Source organism: Acidimicrobiales bacterium (genome assembly GCA_036399815.1).
Classification (GTDB): Bacteria; Actinomycetota; Acidimicrobiia; order Acidimicrobiales; family DASWMK01; genus DASWMK01.
Window position 1 is genome coordinate 1 of record DASWMK010000037.1, and the last position, 19,585, is coordinate 19,585.

A 19,585-nucleotide genomic window follows, 5' to 3' on the forward strand; every position below is an offset into this window, starting at 1 on the left:
ACGATCAGGCCGGGGTCGAGTCCCTCGACGGCCTCGCCCAGCCCGCCGGCGTCGGTCGTCACCACCGGCGTGCCGCAGGCCAGCGCCTCCAGCACGACCAGCCCGAACCCCTCGAGCGCGAGCGAGGGCACGACGGACACGTCGGCGGCCCGGTAGGCGGCCACCAGGTCCTCGTCGGGCACCTGGCCGAGGAAGCGGACCCGGTCGCCGAGGCCGAGGTCGGCCGCCCGGCGCTCCAGGTCGTCCCTGGCCACGCCGCCGCCGACGACGAGCAGGAGCCGGTCGGGGTCGTCGAGCGCCGCCCAGGCGTCGAGGAGCACGTCGATCCCCATGCGGGGCACGAGCCGGCGGACGACGACCGCCGTCCAGGCGCCGTCGGGCACGCTCAGGCGGGCCCGCGCCGCGGCCCGGTCGCCGGGCGAGAAGCGGGCGAGGTCGACGCCGGGGGCGAGCACCCGGATGCGCCGGCGGGGCACGCCGTAGCGGTCGACGAGGATGTCGGCGAAGGCCCTGGACAGCACGACGAGCGCGGCGGCCCGGTGGTACACGGCCCGCTCGACGGCCCGCTTCCCGGCGATCACGCTGCGCCGCCGCTCGCCCATCTCGGCGCTCTCGTCGGCCCACGGCCCCTGGAAGTGGACGACCATCGGCAGCCGGCGGAGGGCCGGCGCGGCGAGGGCCACCGTGCCGTTCAGCGCGAAGTGCACGTCGACGACGTCGGCCTCCCGCGCCGCCTCGGCCGCCACCCGCCCGAGGGCCCGCAGCCGGGCCGGGATGGGGACGGCGAGCGTGCTGGTCGAGCGGACCCAGGGCGGCGCGCCGTCGGCCGGCCCGACGACGACGGCGAGCGGCGGCGCCCCGCCGTCGGCGGCGAGGGCCGTGCCCAGCTCGCGGAGGTAGCGGTTGAGGCCGCCGCCGTAGGTCGTCGACCAGTCGAGGCCCAGCAGCAGCGGCCGGGGACCGCTCACGTGGCGGCGACGGCGGCCTGCGGCTCCAGGTCGCCGGCGGCGACGTCGGCGTTCGCCCTGCGGTCGAGCCAGCCGAACGTCATCCAGGCGAGCGGCCCGATCGTGTACAGCCCGCCGTTCAGCCACTGGAGGCTGCTGACGATCCCGACGCCGAGGGCGGCGAGGGCCAGCCAGTCCCGGCGCCTGACGGCGACGGTGTAGGCCCGCAGCCCGAGCCGCCAGCACAGCATCACGTAGGCGTAGATGCCGACGACGCCGAAGGCGATGGCGGCGTCGGCCGCGTCCATGTCGCCGGCCTGGCTCTCGCCGAACTTCTTGCCGGCGATCGTGATCGTGGCCGTCCCCTGGCCGGTCGGGGTCGTGATGGCGCCCTGGACGGCCCGCACGACGAGGTTGCCGTGCTGGCCGAGGGTCGACTCGCCCGGGTTGAGCGGGTCGGACAGGCCGCTCACCTGGCGCTCGACCAGCACGCCGACGTTGTCCTCGCCGAAGCGGGGGCCGAGCAGGCTGAGCCCGAGGACGAGCACGATCACGCCGGCCACCCCGAGGCACAGCACCCGGGTGATCGACGCGCCCTTCTGCGCCCCGTAGAGGGCGCCGCAGGCGACGACGGTCAGCACCGTCGTCGTCCGCAGGGCCGAAAGGAGCAGGGCGACGCCGAGGACGAGGCCGAGGGCGGGGTAGACGAGGCGGCTGCCGTTGCGCCGGGTGAGGAAGCGGGCGCCGTAGATGGCGACGGCGAGGCCGAGGAGCTTGCCGTACTCGGCCGCCGACGAGGCGAAGCCGAACCCCCTGACCACCCCCCGGCCGACCTTGATCGACACGTAGGTGTCCTGGACGGCGTCGACCCAGAACTGGTCGAAGGAGAAGAAGAACCCGACGCTCTGGGCGATGCCGTAGACGGCGGCGAGGACGGCCAGGCCGCCGACGATGGCGTAGACCTGGGCCAGCTTGCGGTCGTCGACCAGGGTGCGGCCGATCCAGAACCACAGGATCGGGACGAGGAAGATCACCATCCCTGGCAGGGCGGCGGCGAGGCTGCCCTGGAGCGGGTTCACCGAGCCGACCACGCCGAGCACGGTGATGAGGAGGACGACCGAGGTCAGCTTGTTGCGCTCGCGGAAGGCGCCCCGCCGCGCCGCCACCAGGAACAGGGCGGCGGTGACGAGGGGGCCGACGGCGAGCAGCGGGTCGGCGTTGCTGAGCGAGCCGAGCTCGAAGGACAGCCAGCGCCGCAGCGCCCCGAGCAGCACCAGGTAGACGACGACGGCCGGGATGGCCTTGTCCCGGTCGATGAACACCCAGGCGACGAGCAGCCCGCTGACCGCCACGCCGAGCACGATGCGGGCCAGTGCGGGCGAGGCGATGGCGTAGCCGAGGAGGAGCCCGATCGCGAGCACGGCGGCGGCGACGAGCCATCCGAAGTGACGGGCGATGAGCCGACCGGTCCACCCCTCGCCGGGGGTGAGGGTGATGGCGCTCAAATCGCCTCAGAGGATAGCGGGCGGTCGACCTCGTCGAGGAACGCGCGGACCCGGTCGGCCACGAGCGCCGGGTCCTCGAGCGGGCCGAAGTGCCCGAGGCCGTCGAAGCGCTCCAGCCGCCCGGCCGGGAGGCGGTCGGCCACGGCCGGGGCGACGAGGGCCGGCGGGCCGCCGTCGCCGCTCGCCGCCACCACCGCAGGGCAGCGCACGGCCGGCACCGCGTCCCACCCGCCGTGGCGCCCGCCCATCCGGTAGACCTGGGCCTCCCACTCGCCCCGGCACTTGAGGTGGACCTCGCCGTCGTCGCCTGGCGCGAACCCGTGCTCGACGTAGGCGGCCAGGGCCTCGTCGTCGAAGGCGGCCATGGCCTCCTTGCCCCGGAAGTTGGCGAGCGCCTCCTCGAAGGACGGGAACGACGGCCGCCGCCGGAGGGCGCCCTCGGCCAGCGGGTGCTCGCCGCCGTCGTCGGCCGGGTCGTAGCGCGCCGGCGGGAACACGATCGGCTCGAACAGCCACAGCCCGGCGAAGGTCCCCGGCCGGCGGGCCTCGGCCATCACCAGCGCGGCGCCGCCCTTCGAGTGCCCGACGCCGACGGCCCCGGCCAGCCCGACCTCGTCGACCACGGCGAGCACGTCGTCGGCGAACCCCTCCCATCGGAAGTCGAGCGCCGGCGGGGGCGGCGTGTCGCCGTGGCCCCGGAAGTCGAGGGACCAGCAGGCGGCGCGGTCGCTCAGCCGGCGGGCGAGCGGTGCCCAGACGCGGCCGTGGAAGCCGGTGGCGTGGGCGAGGAGGACCGGCCGGCCGGCACCGCCCAGGTCGTGGACGGCGACGACGACGCCGTCGCTCGATCGGGCGGTCCTGGTCGGCTGCACCCGTCCATCCTGGCCCAGAGGGCGGCCGCCGCCTCGCCCACCCGCTCGACGGTCGGGGCGTCGAGGATGGGGGAGCCCTCGGTCAGCACCCGGCCGAGGAGGGCGGAAGGGACGACGGTGGCCGGGCCGGGCGCGGCGTCGTCGTCGGCCACGACCAGCGCGTCGACGAACGGCACCCAGGCGAGCTCCCTGGCCAGGGCGACGCGCGCCTCGGCCGCCCGGCGGGCCAGGCGGGCCGCGGTGGCGGCCAGGCCGTCGGCCGCCGGCGGGGCCAGCAGGAACAGCCCGGTCGGGCCGGCCACCAGGCGCTCGGCGCCCACGGCGACGGCGACGTAGGTGCCCGGCAGCCCGGCGAGGATGCCGTCGACCACGTCGAGGGACACCGGGCGGGTGGCGACCACACCCGTACATCGGCGTGCCGCCAGGCGGTGTTGAGCGCGTCGGTAGGCTCCCGCCATCTCCGCCGACGACCTCGCCGCCGTGCTCGACGCCAACTCCGCCTTCTACGAGGCGTTCGAGGGCAGGGACCTCGACGCCATGTCGGACGTGTGGGAGCACTCCGACCGCATCACCTGCACCCACCCCGGGTGGTCCACCCTCCGGGGCTGGGGCGCGGTGTCCGGGTCGTTCCTCGTGCTCTTCCGGTCGGCGGCCGCCCTGCAGTTCATCCTCACCGACGTCGTCGCCAACGTCACCGGCGACGTCGCCTGGGTGACCCTCGACGAGAACCTACTCGGCGACCAGGGCGGCGGGACGGTCGCCGCCCTCAACCTGTTCGCGCGCGCCGAGCGGAGCGGGCGGTGGCGCATGGTGGTGCACCAGGGGAGCCCCGTGGCCCTCGCCGCGACCGAGCTCTCCGGGCCGTAGGCTGCAACAGGATGAACGGCCGCGATGCCGACGCACCGGTCGACGGACGGGTGGCGCGCGCGCACCGCACCAAGGACGCGATCGTCACCGCCTGCACCGAGCTCCTGCTCGAGGGCGACCTTCGCCCCACCGCGCCGCGCATCGCCGACCGGGCCGGCGTGTCCGTCCGCTCGGTGTTCCTCCACTTCGAGGACCTGGAGCAGCTGTTCACCGCGGTCGCCGACCGCTTCTTCTCCCGCACGTCCCGCGAGGTCTCCCGCATCGACCCCGACGCCCCGCTCGAGCGGCGGGTCGGCGACTTCGTGTCCGAGCGGGCCCGCCTGTTCGAGGTGGTGACGCCGATGCGGCGGGCGGCCAACGTCCACGCGCCGACCTCGATGGTCCTCACCACCCGGCTGCGGATGGCCCAGGACTTCCTGCGGGGCGAGGTGGCCCGCACGTTCGCGCCGGAGCTCTCGCGGCGGGAGGAGCCCGACGCCGCCCAGCTCCTCGACGCCCTGGACGCCACCCTCTCGTGGAGCAGCTGGGACACGCTCCGCAGCATCATGGGCCGCCCGCCGGACGTGGCCAGGTCCGTGCTGGAGCGGTCGGTGCTCGCCCTGCTGGCATGACCGTCGACGTCCGGGCGCTGCTCCTCGCCGGCTTCGACTTCTCGTGGGAGAGCGTCCGCGGCCGCATGGACGGGATGGGCGACGACGAGTACCTGTGGGAGCCGGTCGCCGGCTGCTGGTCGGTCCGGCCGGCGGGCGACGGCCGCTTCGTCGCCGACGTCGAGCGGCCCGAGCCCGACCCGCCGCCGGTCACGACGATCGCCTGGCGCACCGGGCACATCGCCGTCGCCTGCCTCGACTCCTACACCGAGCGGGCCTTCGGCACGCGGGGGACGGCGTTCGGCGAGCTCGAGTGGGTGGGCACGGCGGCCGAGGCGCTGGCCGGGCTGGACGCCGCCTGGGCCGCCTTCCGCGGCGCCTTCGGGTCGCTCGACGAGGAGGGGTGGGCCCGCCCGATCGGCCCGGCGTTCGGCCCGTTCGCCGAGGAGAGCCACGCCTCCCTGGTCCTCCACGCCTACGACGAGGTCGTGCACCACGGCGCCGAGGTCGCGCTCCTGCGCGACCTCTGGCGCCACCGCTGACCCGGCGCCCCGCCTACCGGTAGGGCTGGAGGGCCATGTCGACGATCGGGAAGTGCCACCAGGCCGGGTCGTTGGGGTCGCCGAAGTCGAAGGCGTCGCCGAACTGGTGGATGTCCCCGTCGCTCATCGCCACCCAGTAGCCCCGCCCCGACGCCGTGCGCCGGATGCGGACGGCCGCCGAGTCGACGCACACGCCGAGGTCCACGGGGTCGCCCAGGTCGACGGCGTCGCCGAAGGTGTGGACCCGCCCGTCGCTCGTCAGCACCCAGTACCCGTTGTTGGTGGCCGTGCCGGCCAGGCCGACGGCCGTGCCCGAGCCCGCCGGCAGGTCGCCGAAGTCCCTGGCGTTGCCGTAGGCGAACACCCGGCCCCGGCTGTCGAGCACCCAGTAGCCGTCGCCGGTCGCCGTGCGGTTCATGCCGACGAACGTGGTCCTCGCTCCTTCCGGCCAGCCGACCGGCGGGGCGTCGCCGTACCGGAACACCCGCCCGTCGCTGGCGAGCAGGTAGTAGCCGTTGCCGGTCCTCGACCTCGTGATGTTGACGATGGCGGCGTGGCGCACGCTGCGGGCGTCGCCGAAGGAGCGGGCCGTGCCGAGCGGGGTCACCGCGCCGCCCCGGTCGACCACCCAGTAGCCGCGGCCGTCCAGGGTCGAGGCGATCCCGCTGACGGTGGTGGCGCCGTCGAGCCCGCCCTGCCAGCCGGCGCCGCCGTAGGAGAGCACGCCGCCCTGGTTGTCGAGCATCCAGTAGCCGCCGGCGGACGTCGGGGAGGCGGCCGGCGGCGGCACCCTCGTGTGGTTGAACCCGCACAGCCCCGCCACGGGCCGGCCCTCGGCCAGCATCAGCGAGTAGTACGGGTTGACGACGTGGCCGCCCCAGGTGCCGTCCGGGTAGTGCAGCTCGAAGTGGAGGTGGGAGGCGGTGTACTCGGCGTTGCCGCTGTCGCCCACGTAGGCGATGAACTGGCCCCGCTCGACCCGTGCGCCCTCCTCGACCCCCGGGGCGAACGCGTACTCCCACAGGTTGGCGCCGTCGTCGGTGCCGGGCGTGTCGTTGTTGACGTGGATGTACCAGTACTGCCAGCCGTCGTCGCCGGTGACGAACACGTAGTTGCCGTCGGCCTCGTGCTGGATGGCCGTCACCACGCCCGACTGGGCGGCGAGGATGCGCTGCATCTTGTCGGCCATGACGTCGATGCCCTGGTGGGTCCTCGAGCACCCGTCGCGGCAGGCCCCGAACGAGTCGACGTAGAAGCGGTCGCCCTCCACCGGGAACGTGATCTCGTGGTTGTAGAGGGGGTCGTCCACGTCGCCGGCCTCGGCCGTGCCGGCGCCCGAGCGCCCGGACGGCAGCCCGTCGACCACGCCCTCCCCCGTCCCTTCCATGGCCGCCGAGGCGCGGGCGGCGCCGGCGCCGTCGCGCACCGCCGCCCGGTCCTGGCCGGCGGCGGCCGGCGCCGTGGTCGCCGCCAGGGCGAGCACGAGCAGCAGTGCAGCCGGAACACGTCGCATGGTCTCTCCTGTCGAACCCCGCGCCGGGGTTCTTGAGTGGGGACCGCCCGCTGACGTCGAGGATGGGCCGTGCGGCCCAGCGCGCCTGGCTTCAGCCGAGGCGCTCGAGGGTGAGCAGCATCTCCTCACCGATGTTGGCCGGGACCGTGTAGGCGGTCTCGTCCCTGATCTCCTCGAAGTGGTCGCGCACGTCCTCGAGCGTGAGGCCGGGCGAGAACCACCCCTCGGTGACGCCCACGAACACCCGGGCGACCCGGCCGCCGCCGACCGAGTACACCTCGCCGGTGACCGGGCAGTCCTCGTGGACCAGCCACGCCGCCACCGGCGACACCAGCCGGGGCTCCAGCTTGTCCGCCACCGGGCCGAGGAGGTCCTCGGTCATCCTGGTCCTCGCCACCGGCGCGATGGCGTTGACCTTGATGCCGTACCGGGCGCCCTCGACGGCGAGCACGCGCGTCAGCCCGACGAGGCCCATCTTGGCGGCACCGTAGTTGGCCTGGCCGAAGTTGCCGAACAGGCCGGCCGGCGACGAGGTGGTGAGCACCCGGCCGTAGCCCTGCTCGCGCATCTTGACCCACGCCGGGCGGGTGACGTTGAAGGCGCCCTTCAGGTGGACGTCGAACACGGCGTCGACGAGGCCGGGCTCCATGTTGTGGAACGCCTTGTCCCGCAGGATGCCGGCGTTGTTGATCACGATGTCGACCCGCCCGAACGCGTCGAGCGCGGTCTGGACGACCGCGGCCCCGCCCTCGGGCGTGGCGACGCTGTTGGTGTCGGGGACGGCCACGCCGCCCTGGTCCTCGATCTCCTGGGCGACCGTGGCGGCGGGGCCCTCGGAGGCGCCCTCGCCGGTCACCGATCCGCCGAGGTCGTTCACGACGATCTGCGCTCCCCTGGACGCGAGCAGCAGCGCGTGCTCCCGTCCCAGCCCGCCCCCGGCGCCCGTGATGATCGCCACCTTGCCGTCGAACCCGAGGTCGGCCATGGCGGGCCACCCTAGCGGCGGCCCCTCGGGGAACCGCCGGGCCGGCGCCGTCGTCGGAAGGGCCGTGCCCACCGCCGCTGCCGCCGCCCTCCTCGCCCTGCTCCTCGCCGCCGGGAGCGGCTCGCCCCGGCCGTCGGTGCGGGCCGGCGACCTGCACGGGCCGGTGCCCGGCGACGACGGCGGGCGGGTGTGGCAGGTGCCGGTCGGGGCCGTCGACCGGGACGGGTCGGTGGTGTCGTTCGAGGTGGACTGGGGCGACGGGTCGACGCTCTGGGTGACGACGGCCTGCGGCCCGGTCGGCGAGGCCGTCGGCCTGCGCCTGCCCCACGAGTACCGCCGCCAGGGCACCTACCGGTTCCGGGTGCGGGCCACGTCGGTCGACCACTGCGCCCACCCCCGCCTCGCCCAGCTGTCCGGGTGGGCGGCGAGGTCGTTCGCCGTCGGGCCGTAGGCGGGCGCGAGGATGCGGGCATGCCCGGCAACGTCCGCCCCGTCGCCGACGAGCGCGACGGGCTCCTCTCGTTCCTCGCCCAGCAGCGCCACGTGCTCCGGATCGCCGCGCACGGGCTCACCGACGACCAGGCGCGGGCCACGCCGACCGCCAGCCCGCTGAGCGTGGGCGGGCTGGTCAAGCACTGCGCGTCGGTGGAGCGGTCGTGGATGCGGACGGTGCGCCAGGAGGCCAGGGCGCCGGACGGCGACTACGAGGCCGGCTTCCGGATGGGGCCGGACGAGACGCTGGCGGCCGTGCTGGCCGACCACGAGGCGGCTGCGGCCGAGACCGACGCGGTCGTGGCGTCGATCCCCGACCTCGGCCACCCGGTGCCGGTCCCGAGGGGCGTGCCGTGGTTCCCGGCCGACGTGGAGGCGTGGTCGGTCCGGTGGGTGCTGCTCCACCTGATCCAGGAGACCGCCCGCCACGCCGGCCACGCCGACATCGTGAGGGAGTCGATCGACGGCGCCACCGCCTTCCCGCTCATGGCCGCGGCCGAGGGGTGGCCGGCGACGCCGTGGCTCCAGCCCTGGCGGCCGCCGGGGGAGGCGTAGCCGGCGGGCCGGCGGCGGGCGCGCCAGGGCCGGGCGGCCGGCGGGCAGCGGGTGGCCGGCGGGCCGGCGGCGGGCGCGCCGAGGCCGGGCGCCGGCCGGTCGCTCCGGCGCCCGGGGGGCGCGGCCCCGTCAGGACCCGGCGGCCCGCTCGAGGAGCTGGAGCCAGGCCCGCATCCGGTGGGCCACCTGGTGGAAGAAGCCCCGCGCCGTGTCGGTCCAGACGGTGCCCCGCATGCGCTCGACCTGGTCCTCCATGAGGTGGCTCAGGCACCCGTAGGCGGCCGCGTAGTCCCGCCCGTCGAGCTTGGCGCCCACCAGCCAGCCGGCCAGGTCCTCCAGCAGGAGGGCGGCCGGCAGCTCGGCGGCGAGGTCGTCCAGGGTGGCGTAGGACTCCCGCAGGTGGCGGGCGTAGGGGTCGCCGACCCGCACGGTGTGGCCCAGGTGCTTGGCGCAGGCCTGGGCGAACAGCCCGGCGATCACGTCGCCGTAGCGGTCGATGGCGAGCCCGCCGTCCCGGTAGCCCATCCGCACCGTCCACCACGCGGGGAGCACCTCGCGGCGCACGGCGGTGTTCTGGACGTTGACCGGGCACCACGTGTCGGGGGCCAGGAGCAGCGGGCCCCTGGCCGGCGTGGTCGTCTGCGGCCGCACGGTGAGCCGGGTGGCGGCGTCCACGTCCGGCTCGCCGAGCCACAGCCCGGCGTTGATCGCCACCGGCGCCTCGCCCTTCGTCGTCGCCACGGTGACGGCCCGGCGGGAGCGGTAGGGGAACCCGCGGGGCCACACCGGCACCGGCTCGCAGTCGAGCAGGTCGAAGGGGTTGAACCACCCCGACGGCGACGAGACGAGGTCACCGGCCACCTTGGGCGCGGCGACGATCGAGTGGGTCGAGAAGAAGTCCGCGTCGATCGGATAGTTGTCGTCGTCGACCGACACGACGACCTCGCGGCCGTCGCGCCAGGCGATCAGGAACCCGATGTTGCGGCGGTTGTCCGAGTCGGCGGGGACGAACCAGCGCGCCCCCAGCTCGGTGAGCAGGTCCTCCTGCTCCCTCACCGTCGGGCACACCACGTCCACGCCCCGGTCCTGGAGCTCGCCGACCCGGCGGAACAGGTCCCAGGGCGTGCGACGGTCGGGGATGACGACGAGCCGCACGTGCTCGCGCACGCGCTCGTCGGCGAGGAGGTCCCCGTAGTGGTCGAGGACCTCCGCCGTGCCGACGGTCGTCAGCACCACGTCCATGGGCGCGGTCATGGCGTCCAACGGAGGCCCCCAGCGCCGCCACCCGTCTCGTCGACGAGCGGCGCTGGCGCCAAACGTACGACGATCACTTCACTGCCCTCCTGGCCTGCGAGCAGCTTGCAGGCCCTCGGGCGGAGAAGATAGCGGCCCGCGACGGCGGTTCCGACCCCTCGCGGGCGCCCCTACGGGGTGGCGCCGACCCGCTCCTCGGCCAGCCGCCGGAGGCGCCGGTAGTCGACCTTCCCGTTGGGCGCCCGGCCGATGGCGTCGACGGCGATCACCCGCCGCGGGGCCTTGTAGGACGCCAGCCTGGCCTTCACGTGGGCGATCACGTCGGCCTCGTCCAGCGCGGCGCCGGGGGCGGGCTCGACGACCGCGGTGATGGCCTCGCCGAAGCGCTCGTCGGGCACGCCGACGGCGACGGCGTCCCGCACCGCCGGGTGGGTCTTCAGGGCCTCCTCGACCTCCTCGGGGAAGACCTTCTCCCCGCCGGTGTTGATGCACACCGACCCCCGGCCGAGCAGCCGCAGGGTGCCGTCGGCGTCCACGGTGGCGTAGTCGCCGGGCACCGAGTAGCGCTCCCCGTCGATCTCGAGGAACGTCGCCGCCGTCTTCGCCGGGTCCTTGTAGTAGCCGACCGGCGTCCGGCCCCGGACGGCGACCCGGCCGACGTCGCCCGACCCGGGCACGACGTCCCGGCCGTCGTCGGTCACCACCCTCGTGTTCTCGCCGAGGACGAACTTCGCCGTCCGCGTCGTGCCCCCGGCGGTGGACACCGACGTGCCCATGCCGAGGGCCTCCGAGGAGGCGAAGGCGTCGGCGAGGATCAGCCCCGGGTGGTGGCGGAGCAGGCCCTGCTTGGTCTCCTCGCTCCACATCACCCCGGACGAGCCGATCACCCGCAGGCTCGACAGGTCCCAGCGGCCCGGGTGCTCGTCGAGGGCCCGGAGCATGGGCTTGGCGAAGGCGTCGCCCACGATGGCGAGCGTGTTCACCCGCTCCCGCTCGATCGTGTCGAGCAGCTCGACGACGTCGAACGACGTGGACGGCAGGGTGACGACGCAGCCGCCGGAGTCGAACGCCGAGAACGAGGTGAGGGCGCCGGTGCCGTGCATGAGCGGGCAGGCCGGCAGGTGCACGGGGCCGGGCCCGGCGATCGTGGTGGCGACGACCTCGGGGCCGGCGTCCTCGGGGTAGCGGACGAAGGCGGCCGCGTTGAGGAGCAGGAACAGGTCGTGCTGGCGCCACATGACGCCCTTCGGCATGCCGGTGGTGCCGCCCGTGTAGAGGAGGTAGAGGTCGTCGCCGCTGCGGCCCCACGGGGGCACCACCCGGCCGGGGGGCGGGCTGGTGGCGGCGGCCTCGTAGGGGACGGCCCAGTCCGGGCACGGAGCGGTGCCGTCGTCGACCCACAGCCACGTGCGCACGCCGGGGACGCGGGGCCTGACCCGGTCGGCCCGCTCGGCGAAGGTGCCCTGGAAGACGACGGCGACGGCGTCGGCGTTGTCCCACAGGTAGGCGAGCTCGTCGTCGGCGTACCGGTAGTTGGTGTTGACCGGGGCCAGGCCGGCCTTGTAGCAGGCGTAGACCGACTCGAGGTACTCGGGGCGGTTGTGGAGGTACTGGGCGACCTTGTCCTGGCGGGCGACGCCGGCGGCGAGCAGCGCGGCGGCCACCCCGTCCGCCCTGCGGTCGAGCTCGGCCCACGCCGTGCGGCGCCCGCCGTGGACGGCGGCGGGGGCGTCGGGGAGGCGGTCGGCCACGGCCTCCCACACGTCGGCGAAGTTCCAGCCCGGCATGGCCGGGACGCTACCCCTGGCGCAGGAGCGCGGCGCCCTCGCCGTCCAGCTCGTCGAGGGCCGCCGGGCGGCCGCCGAGGGCGAGCAGGACGGCCTCGCCCCGGCCCCGCACCTCGGGCCCGTCGCCCCACCGCCAGTCGACGTCGGTCGCCACCCACCGCTTCCCGGCGGCCCGCTGCCTGGCCTTCAGGAGCCCGCCGATGCCGGGCGCGGCCTCGAGGGCGGCGACGAGGCGCTCCTCGGGCACCTCGTTGGCGATGCCGAGGGGCCGGCTGATGTCGGAGTGGTGGACGACGTGGTCCACGAGGCCCTCCCGGTCGGGGATGACCCTGCTGATGCCCCTCTTCACCCGGCCGGTGTGGATCGACCGGTAGGTGCGGCGCAGCTCGTCGGGGGAGTGGGCCGACCCGTAGGCGATCGACTCGTGCCGGGACGCCCTGGTCACGTCCATGCGGTAGCGGGCGAGGGTGGCGAGCATCGACGGGAACGGCGTCGTGTAGCCCACGCACATGTGGGAGATCACGTCCCTCACCCGCCACCCGTCGCACAGGCTCGGGTGGTCGAAGGCCTCGTCGGGGAGCTCGTCGAGGAGGTCGCTGATGGCCGCCATCTCGTCGAGGCGGTGCCGGTCGTAGTCGGTGCCCACGACCGCACCTTCGTCGCCCGGCCGGCCGGCGGATCACCTACCGTGCCGCGGTGCCCCTCGACCTGCCGCCCGAGGACGACCCCCGCCGCCTCGCGGTGCGGGCCTGGCTGGCCGAGCACCCCCGTCCCACCGGCCGGGAGCTGGCCGAGGCCGGCTACGTCGCCCCCCACTGGCCGCCCCCCTACGGCCTCGGTGCCGACCCGGTCCACCAGCTGGTGATCGACGACGAGCTGCGCCGGGCGGGCGTGCGCCGGCCGGTCAACCCCATCGGGGTCGGCTGGGCCGGGCCGACCCTGCTCGCCGCCGGCACCGAGGAGCAGCAGCGCCGCTGGCTGCCGCCGCTGCTCGCCGGCGAGGAGATCTGGTGCCAGCTGTTCAGCGAGCCCGACGCCGGCTCCGACCTCGCCGGCCTGTCGACGAGGGCGGTGCGAGACGGCGACGAGTGGGTGGTCACCGGCCGCAAGGTGTGGACCTCGCTCGCCCACCTGGCGACGTTCGGGATCCTGCTGGCCCGCACCGACCCGGACGCACCCAAGCACCGGGGCATCTCCTACTTCGTCTGCCCGATGCGGTCGCCGGGGGTGGAGATCCGGCCCCTCGTCGAGATGACCGGCGAGCACACGTTCAACGAGGTGACCCTGGACGGGGTCCGGCTGCCGGCCGGGTCCCTCGTCGGTGAGGAGCACCAGGGGTGGGCGCTCGCCAAGGTCACCCTGGCCAACGAGCGGGTGTCGCTGTCGACCGGCGGCGCGCTCTGGGGGGCGGGCCCGTCGGCCGACGACCTGCTCGCCGAGGTGCGGCGGTCCGGCCCGGTGGCGGACCCGGTGCTGCGCCAGCGCCTGGCCGGGCTGGCCGGGGAGGCGGAGGTGCTCGACCTGGTCCGCCAGCGGACCCTCGCCGCCCGCGTGCGAGGCGAGCAGCCGGGGCCGGAGGCGTCGGTGCGCAAGGTGCTCGCCGACGAGCACGGCCAGCACCTGATGGGGCTGGCCAAGGACCTGGCCGGGGCGGCCGGCATGCTGGCCGACCACGGCGCCGACCCCGGCCCGTGGCACCACGGGTTCCTGTTCGCCCCGGCCCTCACGATCGGCGGCGGCACCGGCGAGGTGCAGCGCAACGTGATCGCCGAGCGGGCCCTCGGCCTCCCGAGGGACGCCGACCCCGAGGCCGGCGTCCCCTGGTCCGAAGCCCGCCGGGCGAGGGGGCGAGCGGACTAGGCGGCCAGGCGGTGCAGGTCCCGGCGGGCGTGCCAGCTGTCGGCGAGGTCGGAGATCGGGTGGGCCCGGCGGGCCCGGACGGCGACGAGGACGGCGAGCACGGCGGCCACGCCGCCGATCGCCAGGCCGACCCTGGGGCCGTAGGCCTCGGTGATCCACCCGACGAGCGGCCCGCCGAGCGGGGTGCTGCCGAGGAACACGACGGCATGGAGGGCGAGCACCCGGCCCCGCATGCTGGGGTCGGCGTTCAGCTGGAGCTCGGCGGTGGCGCTCGACATGAACGCGATGCCGGTGAGCCCGACGGGGACGAGGGCGGCGACGGCGAGGGGCAGGGTCGGGGCGGCCGAGGCGACCACGGTCGTGATGCCGAAGGCGGCGGCCGCGCCGACCATGAACCGGGGGCCCCGGCGGGACCGGGAGGCGGCGGCCAGGGCCCCGACGAGGGAGCCCACGCTCATCAGCGAGAACAGCAGCGTGTAGGTGCCGGCGTCGCCCGAGAACGTCTCCTTGGCCAGCAGCGGCAGGACGACCGGGTAGTTGAAGGCGATCGTCCCGATCACCGCGGTCAGCAGCAGCGGCAGGCGGAGGCTCGGCGTCGACCAGACGTAGCGGAGCCCGGCCCTGACCTGGCCCTTCTCCCTGGGCACGGGCGGGGCGGTGCGGAACTCCGAGGGCCGCATGGCGGCCAGGGCGGCGAGCACGGCGACGAACGAGGCCGAGTTCAGCAGGAAGCACCAGCCGACGCCGGCCCCGGCGATCAGCACGCCGGCGATGGCCGGCCCGACGATGCGCGAGGCGGTGATCACCGCGCTGTTGAGGCCGACGGCGTTGGGCACGTCGTCGGTGGGGACGAGGTCGGTGACGAAGGCCCGCCTGGCCGGGTTGTCGGCGGCCGTCACGCAGCCGAGGGCGAACGCGATCACCCACACCCAGGTCAGGGTGGCCGTGCCGGCCAGGGTCAGCAGGCCGAGGGCCAGCGCGCAGAGCAGGGCCGCCGTCTGGGTGACGAACAGCACCCGGCGCTTGTCGAAGCGGTCGGCGAGCACCCCGGCCCAGGCCCCGAACAGCAGGACGGGGGCGAACTGGAGGGCGGTCGTGATGCCGAGCTCCACGCCGTTGCCGCCGAGGTCGAGCACCAGCCACACCTGGGCCACCTGCTGCACCCACGTGCCCGTCATCGAGATGGCGAGGCCGGCGAAGAACAGGCGGAAGTTGCGGGATGCGAACGACCGGAACGTCTGGTGGGACCAGAGGCGCACCTTCGTCACGGCCGGTCCTCGGCGGCCAGGCGCTCCAGCACCTCGGCGGCCCGCTCGAGCACGGCGAGGTCCTCGGGGTCGAGGGCCCGCAGGCGACGGGACAGGTAGGCGTTCTTGCGGGTCCTCGCCCGGTTCAGGCTCCGCCGGCCCTCGGCGGTGATCCGCACCCGGGTGACGCGCCGGTCGGCGGCGTCGGTCTCCCGGGCGACCAGGCCCTGCTCCTCGAGCTTGCCCACGACCACGCTCATCGTGGGGGCGGACACCTGCTCGGCGGCGGCGAGCGCGCCGATGGTGGGCGAGCCGGCCCGCTCGACGGAGGCGAGCGCGGCCGTCATGCTCGGGGTGAGCCCGGAACCGGCCTGCTGGCGCAGCCGGCGGGCCAGCCGGGTGACGGCGAGGCGCAGGCGGGCGGCCAGCTCGGCCGTGTCGACGGTCGTTTGCTCCATGACGGTTCGTCCAACTATCTAGGTTCCCTAACTATTCCTCGTGAGGCTAGCGTCGGCGGATGCAGCTCGCCATGCCCCTCGACTAGGCCCGAGGCTTCCGCGAGGCCGCCGCCCAGGTTCCCGAGCTCGAGCAGGCGGGGCTCGACCTCGTCTGGGTGGCCGAGGCGTACGGCTTCGACGCCCCGAGCCTCATGGGCCACCTCGCGGCCACGACCTCCAGGGTCGGGATCGGTGCCGGCATCCTTCCCCTCTACTCCCGTACCCCGACCCTCGTGGCCCAGACGGCGGCCGGGGTGGACGCCCTCTCCGGGGGGCGCTGCGTCCTCGGCATCGGCGCCTCCGGGCCGCAGGTGATCGAGGGGTGGCACGGCGTCCTCTATGACCGGCCCCTGGCCCGCACGAGGGAGGTCGTGGAGGTGTGCCGGCAGGTGTGGCGCCGGGAGCGGGTCGTCCACGACGGCCCCTGCTACACGATCCCCCTGCCGCCCGACCGGGGCACCGGCCTCGGCAAGCCGCTCAAGCTCATCACCCGCCCGGTGCGGGAGCGCATCCCGATCTTCGTGGCCGCCCTCGGGCCGAAGAACGTGGCCATGGCGGCCGAGATCGCCGAGGGCTGGATGCCGCTGTTCTTCGTCCCCGAGCGGGCCGGCGACGTGTGGGGCGACGCCCTGGCCGAGGGCCGGGCGAGGCGGGACCCGGCGCTCGGGCCGCTCGAGGTCGCCGCCGGCGGGCTGCTCGCCGTGGGCGACGGCGACGACGTCATCGCCGTGCGGGAGCTGGCCCGGCCGCTGCTCGCCCTGTACGTGGGCGGCATGGGCGCGAAGGGCAGGAACTTCTACAACGACCTCGTCCGCCGCTACGGCTTCGAGCGGGAGGCCGAGGAGATCCAGGACCTGTACCTCGAGGGGCACAAGGACGAGGCCGCCGCCCGCGTCCCCGACGCCCTCCTCGAGGCGACCTCGCTGTGCGGCCCGGCCGGCTACGTGCGCGAGCGGATCGCCGCGTTCCGGGAGGCCGGGGTCACGATCCTGAACGTCACGCCGGTCGGCCCCGATCCCGCCCGCCTGGTCGGCCAGGTGAAGGAGTGGCTGGCCTGACCGCCGTCAGGCGAGGGCCAGCCGGCCGGCCTCGTCGATCTTGAAGCCGGGGTTGTGGGCGACCTCCCACGGGTGGCCGTCGGGGTCGGCGACGTAGCCGTGGTACCCGCCCCACTCCGTCGGCCCGGGCGGGACGAGGACGGTGCCGCCGGCCTCGGCCATGGCCGCCACGGCGGCGTCCACCTCGCCCGGCGAGCCGACGTTGACCGCCAGCGTGACGCCGCCGAAGCGGGCCGGCGGGCCGGCGTCGTCCAGCCCCGCGTCGGCGGCGAGCATGGCCCTCGGGTGGAGGGCGAGCACGCACCCGGCGAGCGGGAAGAAGGCGACCTCGTCCGACTCGACCGGCCACTGCCGCCAGCCCAGGGCCTCGTAGAACGCCACCGAGCGGGGCAGGTCGGCGACGCCGAGGGTGACGAGCGACAGCCGCCCGGGGACGGTCACGCCGGCTGCCGGAGGGCGAGGAGGCGGTCGAGCACGGCCTCGGCCTCCCGCACGAAGCGGTGGACGAGCTCGCCGGCCGGCACCAGGTCGGCGATGGCCCCCACCCCCTGGCCGGCCGGGAAGAACTCCCGCTCGGGGTCGACGCCCGGGGTCGACTCGTCGCCGCCCAGGTGGTTGGCGCCGTCCTCGGCCGACCGGAACACCTGCTGGGGGAACGGGGCCAGCTCGTCGGGGTGCTCCTCGAAGTGCTGGGTGTACCGGTTGCGGACGACCCGGCAGGTCTTGCCGGTGTAGGCCCGGCTGACGACGGTGCCGTCCTCGGCCGTGCGCAGCAGGGTCTCCTTGTAGCCGGCCACGCTCCTCGCCTCCGGGGTGGCGATGAAGCGGGTGCCGACCCACACGCCGTCGGCCCCGAGGGCCAGCGCCGCGGCCAGGCCCCGCCCGTCCACGATCCCGCCGGCGGCCACCACCGGCACCCGGTCGCCGACGGCGTCCACCACCTGGGGGACGAGGGCCATCGTCGCCACCTGCCCGGTGTGGCCGCCGGCCTCGGTGCCCTGGGCGACGACGACGTCGCAGCCGGCCTCGACGGCGGCGACGGCGTGGCGGACCTTGCCGCACATGTTCACGACCAGCAGGCCGTGCTCGTGGCAGAGGTCGATCACGTCCCGCGGCACGCCGAGGCCGGCGACGAAGACCGACGCCCCGCCCTCGATCACCTTGCGGACGCTCGCCGCCATGTCGCCGGGGGCGGCGGTGAGGAGGTCGACGCCGAAGGGCCGGTCGGTGGCCGCCCGGACGGCGGCGATCTCGGCCACCATCTGGTCCCGCCCCATCGTGGAGGCGCCCAGGCAGCCGAAGCCGCCGGCCTCGGAGACGGCGGTGACCAGGCGGCTGTAGGAGACGCCGCCCATGCCGGCGAGCATCACGGGGTGCTCGACGCCGAGGACGTCGGTCAGTCGGGTGCGCACCCGCCGATCCTCGCAGACGGCGCCGGGAACGACGCGCCCGGCCCGGTCAGCATGCCCCGGTGCCACCGGCGGGGGGTGGCGAGGACGGCCCTGGGATAGTCCTCGAACAGCCACCTGGCGAAGTTGCGCCGGGTCCACGGGGTGGCGCCGGCCACCCGGACGGCGGCCCTCGCCCCCTTCCGGTGGCGGAGGGCCCGGCTGAGGGCGGACGCCAGCCGGTGGTCGGCGACGAGCGCGGCCCTGGCCCGGCGCTCGTACGCGGCGGTCGCGGCCGCCGGGTCGTCGGGCCCGCCGGCGAGGACGGCCTCGGCGGCCAGGCGGCCGGTGAGGAGCGCCTGGGCGATGCCCTCGCCGGTGAGCGGGTCGGTTGCCGCAGCGGCGTCGCCCGCGAACAGGGCCCGGCCGCCGGCCAGCAGGGCCCGGTCGACCCTGGCCGGGATGGGCCAGGCCCGGTGGGTGGCCTCGGGCCGGGCCCCGTCGCCCAGCACGGCCCGCACGTGGGGGCGGGCCAGCAGGTCGGGCCACAGGTCCTTCATGTCCCGCACGGTGACCCGGCCGCCCCGCTGGATGCCGAAGCCGACGTTGGCCCGGCCGTCGGGGAGCGGGAACGACCAGGCGTAGCCGGGCAGCAGGTCGGGCTCGAACCACACCCAGAGGCGGCGGGCCTCGGGGCCGGTGCCGGCGACGTACTGGCGGAAGGCGTGCCACTCGCCGAGGTAGCCGGGGGTGGCGAGGCCGAGCGCCTTGCGCAGCGGGGACCACATGCCGTCGGCGCCGACCGCGTAGCGGGCGACCACCTCGCCCACCCCGTCGGCCTCCACGACCACGGTGTCGGCGTCCTGGCGGGCGGCGGTCAGCGCCGCCCCCTCCAGCACCTCGGCGCCGGCGTCCCGAGCGAGGTCGAGGAGGGCGGCGTCGAGGTGGCGGCGCTCGGCCACCGCCGCGTACAGCCCCGGCCCGGGGGGCAGCGGGAAGGCGACGGTGCGGCCCGACGGCGAGCGGACGACGGCAGCGTCCACCGGCTGCCAGGTGGGGACGGCGGCCGGGTCGAGCCCGAGGGCGGCGAGGTGGCGGAGCGCGCCGGTGGTGAGGCCGTCCCCGCAGCACTTCTCCCTCGGGAAGCGGGCCCGGTCGACGACGACGACCCGGCGGCCGGCCCGGGCGAGGGTGACGGCCGCCGCCGCGCCGGCCGGGCCGCCGCCGACGACGACCACGTCGGCGATCCGGCTCACGGCTGCGAGGCTAGGGGCTTCCGCCATGGACGCCTTCCCCGCCGCCCCCGAAGCGCTCGCCGTCGCCGTCGTGCCCGTGGCCGGGCCCGGCGGCTGAGGGGCGGCGCGGTGGACGCCTTCTTCGTCACCCTCGCCGTCGTGTTCGTGGCCGAGCTGGGCGACAAGAGCCAGCTGATGGCGGTGGCGGCGGCCGCCCGCCACTCGGCGGTCGTCGTGCTGGGCGGGATCGCCGTCGCCGCCTGTGCCGTCCACCTCCTGTCCGTGCTGGCCGGCCGGGCCCTGGCCGAGGCGTTGTCGGGGACGGCGGCGACCGTCGCCGCCGGCCTGGCCTTCCTCGGGTTCGCGCTGTGGACCCTGCGGGGCGAGGACG

21 protein-coding genes and 1 pseudogene are annotated in these 19,585 nt (G+C 75.7%); 8 read left to right on the top strand and 14 right to left on the bottom strand.

Annotation, left to right across the window (positions count from 1 at the left end):
• The 4 genes from VGB14_02260 to VGB14_02275 all read right to left on the bottom strand — a co-directional run.
• A partial coding sequence (locus VGB14_02260) for a glycosyltransferase family 4 protein (GenBank protein ID HEX9991730.1) occupies positions 1-968 on the bottom strand: 968 nt, incomplete at its 3' end.
• On the bottom strand, positions 965-2,452 hold the full coding sequence (locus VGB14_02265; GenBank protein ID HEX9991731.1) for a hypothetical protein: 1,488 nt from the start codon (positions 2,450-2,452) through the stop codon (positions 965-967). The genes VGB14_02265 and VGB14_02260, both read right to left, overlap by 4 nt.
• Positions 2,449-3,267, bottom strand: coding sequence for an alpha/beta hydrolase (locus tag VGB14_02270; protein HEX9991732.1), 819 nt, complete (start codon positions 3,265-3,267; stop codon positions 2,449-2,451). Before VGB14_02270 ends, VGB14_02265 begins: the two co-directional genes overlap by 4 nt.
• A complete protein-coding gene (locus tag VGB14_02275) occupies positions 3,183-3,725 on the bottom strand; it encodes a hypothetical protein (protein HEX9991733.1) in 543 nt (180 codons plus the stop codon). The genes VGB14_02270 and VGB14_02275 overlap by 85 nt, the downstream gene beginning before the upstream one ends.
• A 79-nt stretch (positions 3,726-3,804) precedes the next feature.
• On the opposite strand from VGB14_02275, the gene VGB14_02280 reads away from it, so the two are divergent.
• The 3 genes from VGB14_02280 to VGB14_02290 are packed head-to-tail and all read left to right on the top strand — an operon-like array spanning position 3,805 to position 5,323.
• Complete coding sequence (locus tag VGB14_02280; GenBank protein HEX9991734.1) at positions 3,805-4,191, top strand: nuclear transport factor 2 family protein; 387 nt, start codon at positions 3,805-3,807, stop codon at positions 4,189-4,191.
• Between the two features lie 11 nt (positions 4,192-4,202).
• Positions 4,203-4,802 carry a TetR/AcrR family transcriptional regulator gene (locus VGB14_02285; GenBank protein HEX9991735.1) on the top strand — a complete coding sequence of 200 codons (600 nt, stop codon included), beginning with the start codon at positions 4,203-4,205 and terminating at the stop codon, positions 4,800-4,802.
• The gene (locus tag VGB14_02290) at positions 4,799-5,323 is read left to right on the top strand and encodes a DinB family protein (protein HEX9991736.1); all 525 of its coding nucleotides are present in this window, start codon (positions 4,799-4,801) and stop codon (positions 5,321-5,323) included. The genes VGB14_02285 and VGB14_02290 overlap by 4 nt, the downstream gene beginning before the upstream one ends.
• 13 nt (positions 5,324-5,336) lie before the next feature.
• Here VGB14_02290 and VGB14_02295 read toward each other — a convergent pair whose 3' ends face one another.
• Positions 5,337-6,836, bottom strand: a complete 1,500-nt coding sequence (locus tag VGB14_02295) for a M23 family metallopeptidase (protein ID HEX9991737.1) — start codon at positions 6,834-6,836, stop codon at positions 5,337-5,339.
• A 91-nt stretch (positions 6,837-6,927) separates the two neighbouring features.
• Positions 6,928-7,821 (bottom strand): SDR family oxidoreductase, encoded by an 894-nt coding sequence (locus VGB14_02300; protein HEX9991738.1) that lies wholly within the window; start codon positions 7,819-7,821, stop codon positions 6,928-6,930.
• A gap of 64 nt (positions 7,822-7,885) precedes the next feature.
• Here VGB14_02300 and VGB14_02305 point away from each other — a divergent pair, with 64 nt between their 5' ends.
• Both VGB14_02305 and VGB14_02310 read left to right on the top strand, forming a co-directional pair.
• Complete coding sequence (locus VGB14_02305; protein ID HEX9991739.1) at positions 7,886-8,272, top strand: hypothetical protein; 387 nt, start codon at positions 7,886-7,888, stop codon at positions 8,270-8,272.
• Positions 8,273-8,292: 20 nt separating this feature from the next.
• Positions 8,293-8,868 (top strand): DinB family protein, encoded by a 576-nt coding sequence (locus VGB14_02310; protein ID HEX9991740.1) that lies wholly within the window; start codon positions 8,293-8,295, stop codon positions 8,866-8,868.
• A gap of 129 nt (positions 8,869-8,997) precedes the next feature.
• Here VGB14_02310 and VGB14_02315 read toward each other — a convergent pair whose 3' ends face one another.
• The 3 genes from VGB14_02315 to VGB14_02325 form a co-directional block, all read right to left on the bottom strand.
• Positions 8,998-10,122, bottom strand: a complete 1,125-nt coding sequence (locus VGB14_02315; GenBank protein ID HEX9991741.1) for a hypothetical protein — start codon at positions 10,120-10,122, stop codon at positions 8,998-9,000.
• 170 nt (positions 10,123-10,292) lie between these two features.
• Complete coding sequence (locus tag VGB14_02320) at positions 10,293-11,909, bottom strand: acyl-CoA synthetase (protein HEX9991742.1); 1,617 nt, start codon at positions 11,907-11,909, stop codon at positions 10,293-10,295.
• Positions 11,910-11,919: 10 nt separating this feature from the next.
• Positions 11,920-12,555 (bottom strand): maleylpyruvate isomerase family mycothiol-dependent enzyme, encoded by a 636-nt coding sequence (locus VGB14_02325; GenBank protein ID HEX9991743.1) that lies wholly within the window; start codon positions 12,553-12,555, stop codon positions 11,920-11,922.
• Between the two features lie 50 nt (positions 12,556-12,605).
• Here VGB14_02325 and VGB14_02330 point away from each other — a divergent pair, with 50 nt between their 5' ends.
• Positions 12,606-13,769: an acyl-CoA dehydrogenase family protein gene (locus tag VGB14_02330; GenBank protein ID HEX9991744.1), complete on the top strand. Its 1,164-nt coding sequence runs from the start codon at positions 12,606-12,608 to the stop codon at positions 13,767-13,769.
• Here the strand turns inward: VGB14_02330 and VGB14_02335 are convergent.
• Both VGB14_02335 and VGB14_02340 read right to left on the bottom strand, forming a co-directional pair.
• Positions 13,766-15,037: an MFS transporter gene (locus VGB14_02335; GenBank protein HEX9991745.1), complete on the bottom strand. Its 1,272-nt coding sequence runs from the start codon at positions 15,035-15,037 to the stop codon at positions 13,766-13,768. The genes VGB14_02330 and VGB14_02335 overlap by 4 nt on opposite strands.
• Entirely contained in the window at positions 15,034-15,474 is a 441-nt protein-coding gene (locus VGB14_02340) for a MarR family transcriptional regulator (GenBank protein ID HEX9991746.1), read from the bottom strand. Before VGB14_02340 ends, VGB14_02335 begins: the two co-directional genes overlap by 4 nt.
• A gap of 101 nt (positions 15,475-15,575) precedes the next feature.
• Here VGB14_02340 and VGB14_02345 point away from each other — a divergent pair.
• Positions 15,576-16,571, top strand: a pseudogene (locus tag VGB14_02345) (LLM class F420-dependent oxidoreductase).
• A gap of 6 nt (positions 16,572-16,577) precedes the next feature.
• Here VGB14_02345 and VGB14_02350 read toward each other — a convergent pair.
• From VGB14_02350 to VGB14_02360, 3 genes are read right to left on the bottom strand one after another with little or no spacing between them, the layout of a single operon-like run.
• Entirely contained in the window at positions 16,578-17,012 is a 435-nt protein-coding gene (locus VGB14_02350) for a VOC family protein (GenBank protein HEX9991747.1), read from the bottom strand.
• Positions 17,009-17,983 carry a nitronate monooxygenase gene (locus VGB14_02355; protein ID HEX9991748.1) on the bottom strand — a complete coding sequence of 325 codons (975 nt, stop codon included), beginning with the start codon at positions 17,981-17,983 and terminating at the stop codon, positions 17,009-17,011. The genes VGB14_02350 and VGB14_02355 overlap by 4 nt, the downstream gene beginning before the upstream one ends.
• Positions 17,968-19,215, bottom strand: a complete 1,248-nt coding sequence (locus VGB14_02360) for a geranylgeranyl reductase family protein (GenBank protein ID HEX9991749.1) — start codon at positions 19,213-19,215, stop codon at positions 17,968-17,970. Before VGB14_02360 ends, VGB14_02355 begins: the two co-directional genes overlap by 16 nt.
• A 108-nt stretch (positions 19,216-19,323) precedes the next feature.
• Between VGB14_02360 and VGB14_02365 the strand changes: the two genes are divergently transcribed.
• A partial coding sequence (locus VGB14_02365; protein HEX9991750.1) for a TMEM165/GDT1 family protein occupies positions 19,324-19,585 on the top strand: 262 nt, incomplete at its 3' end.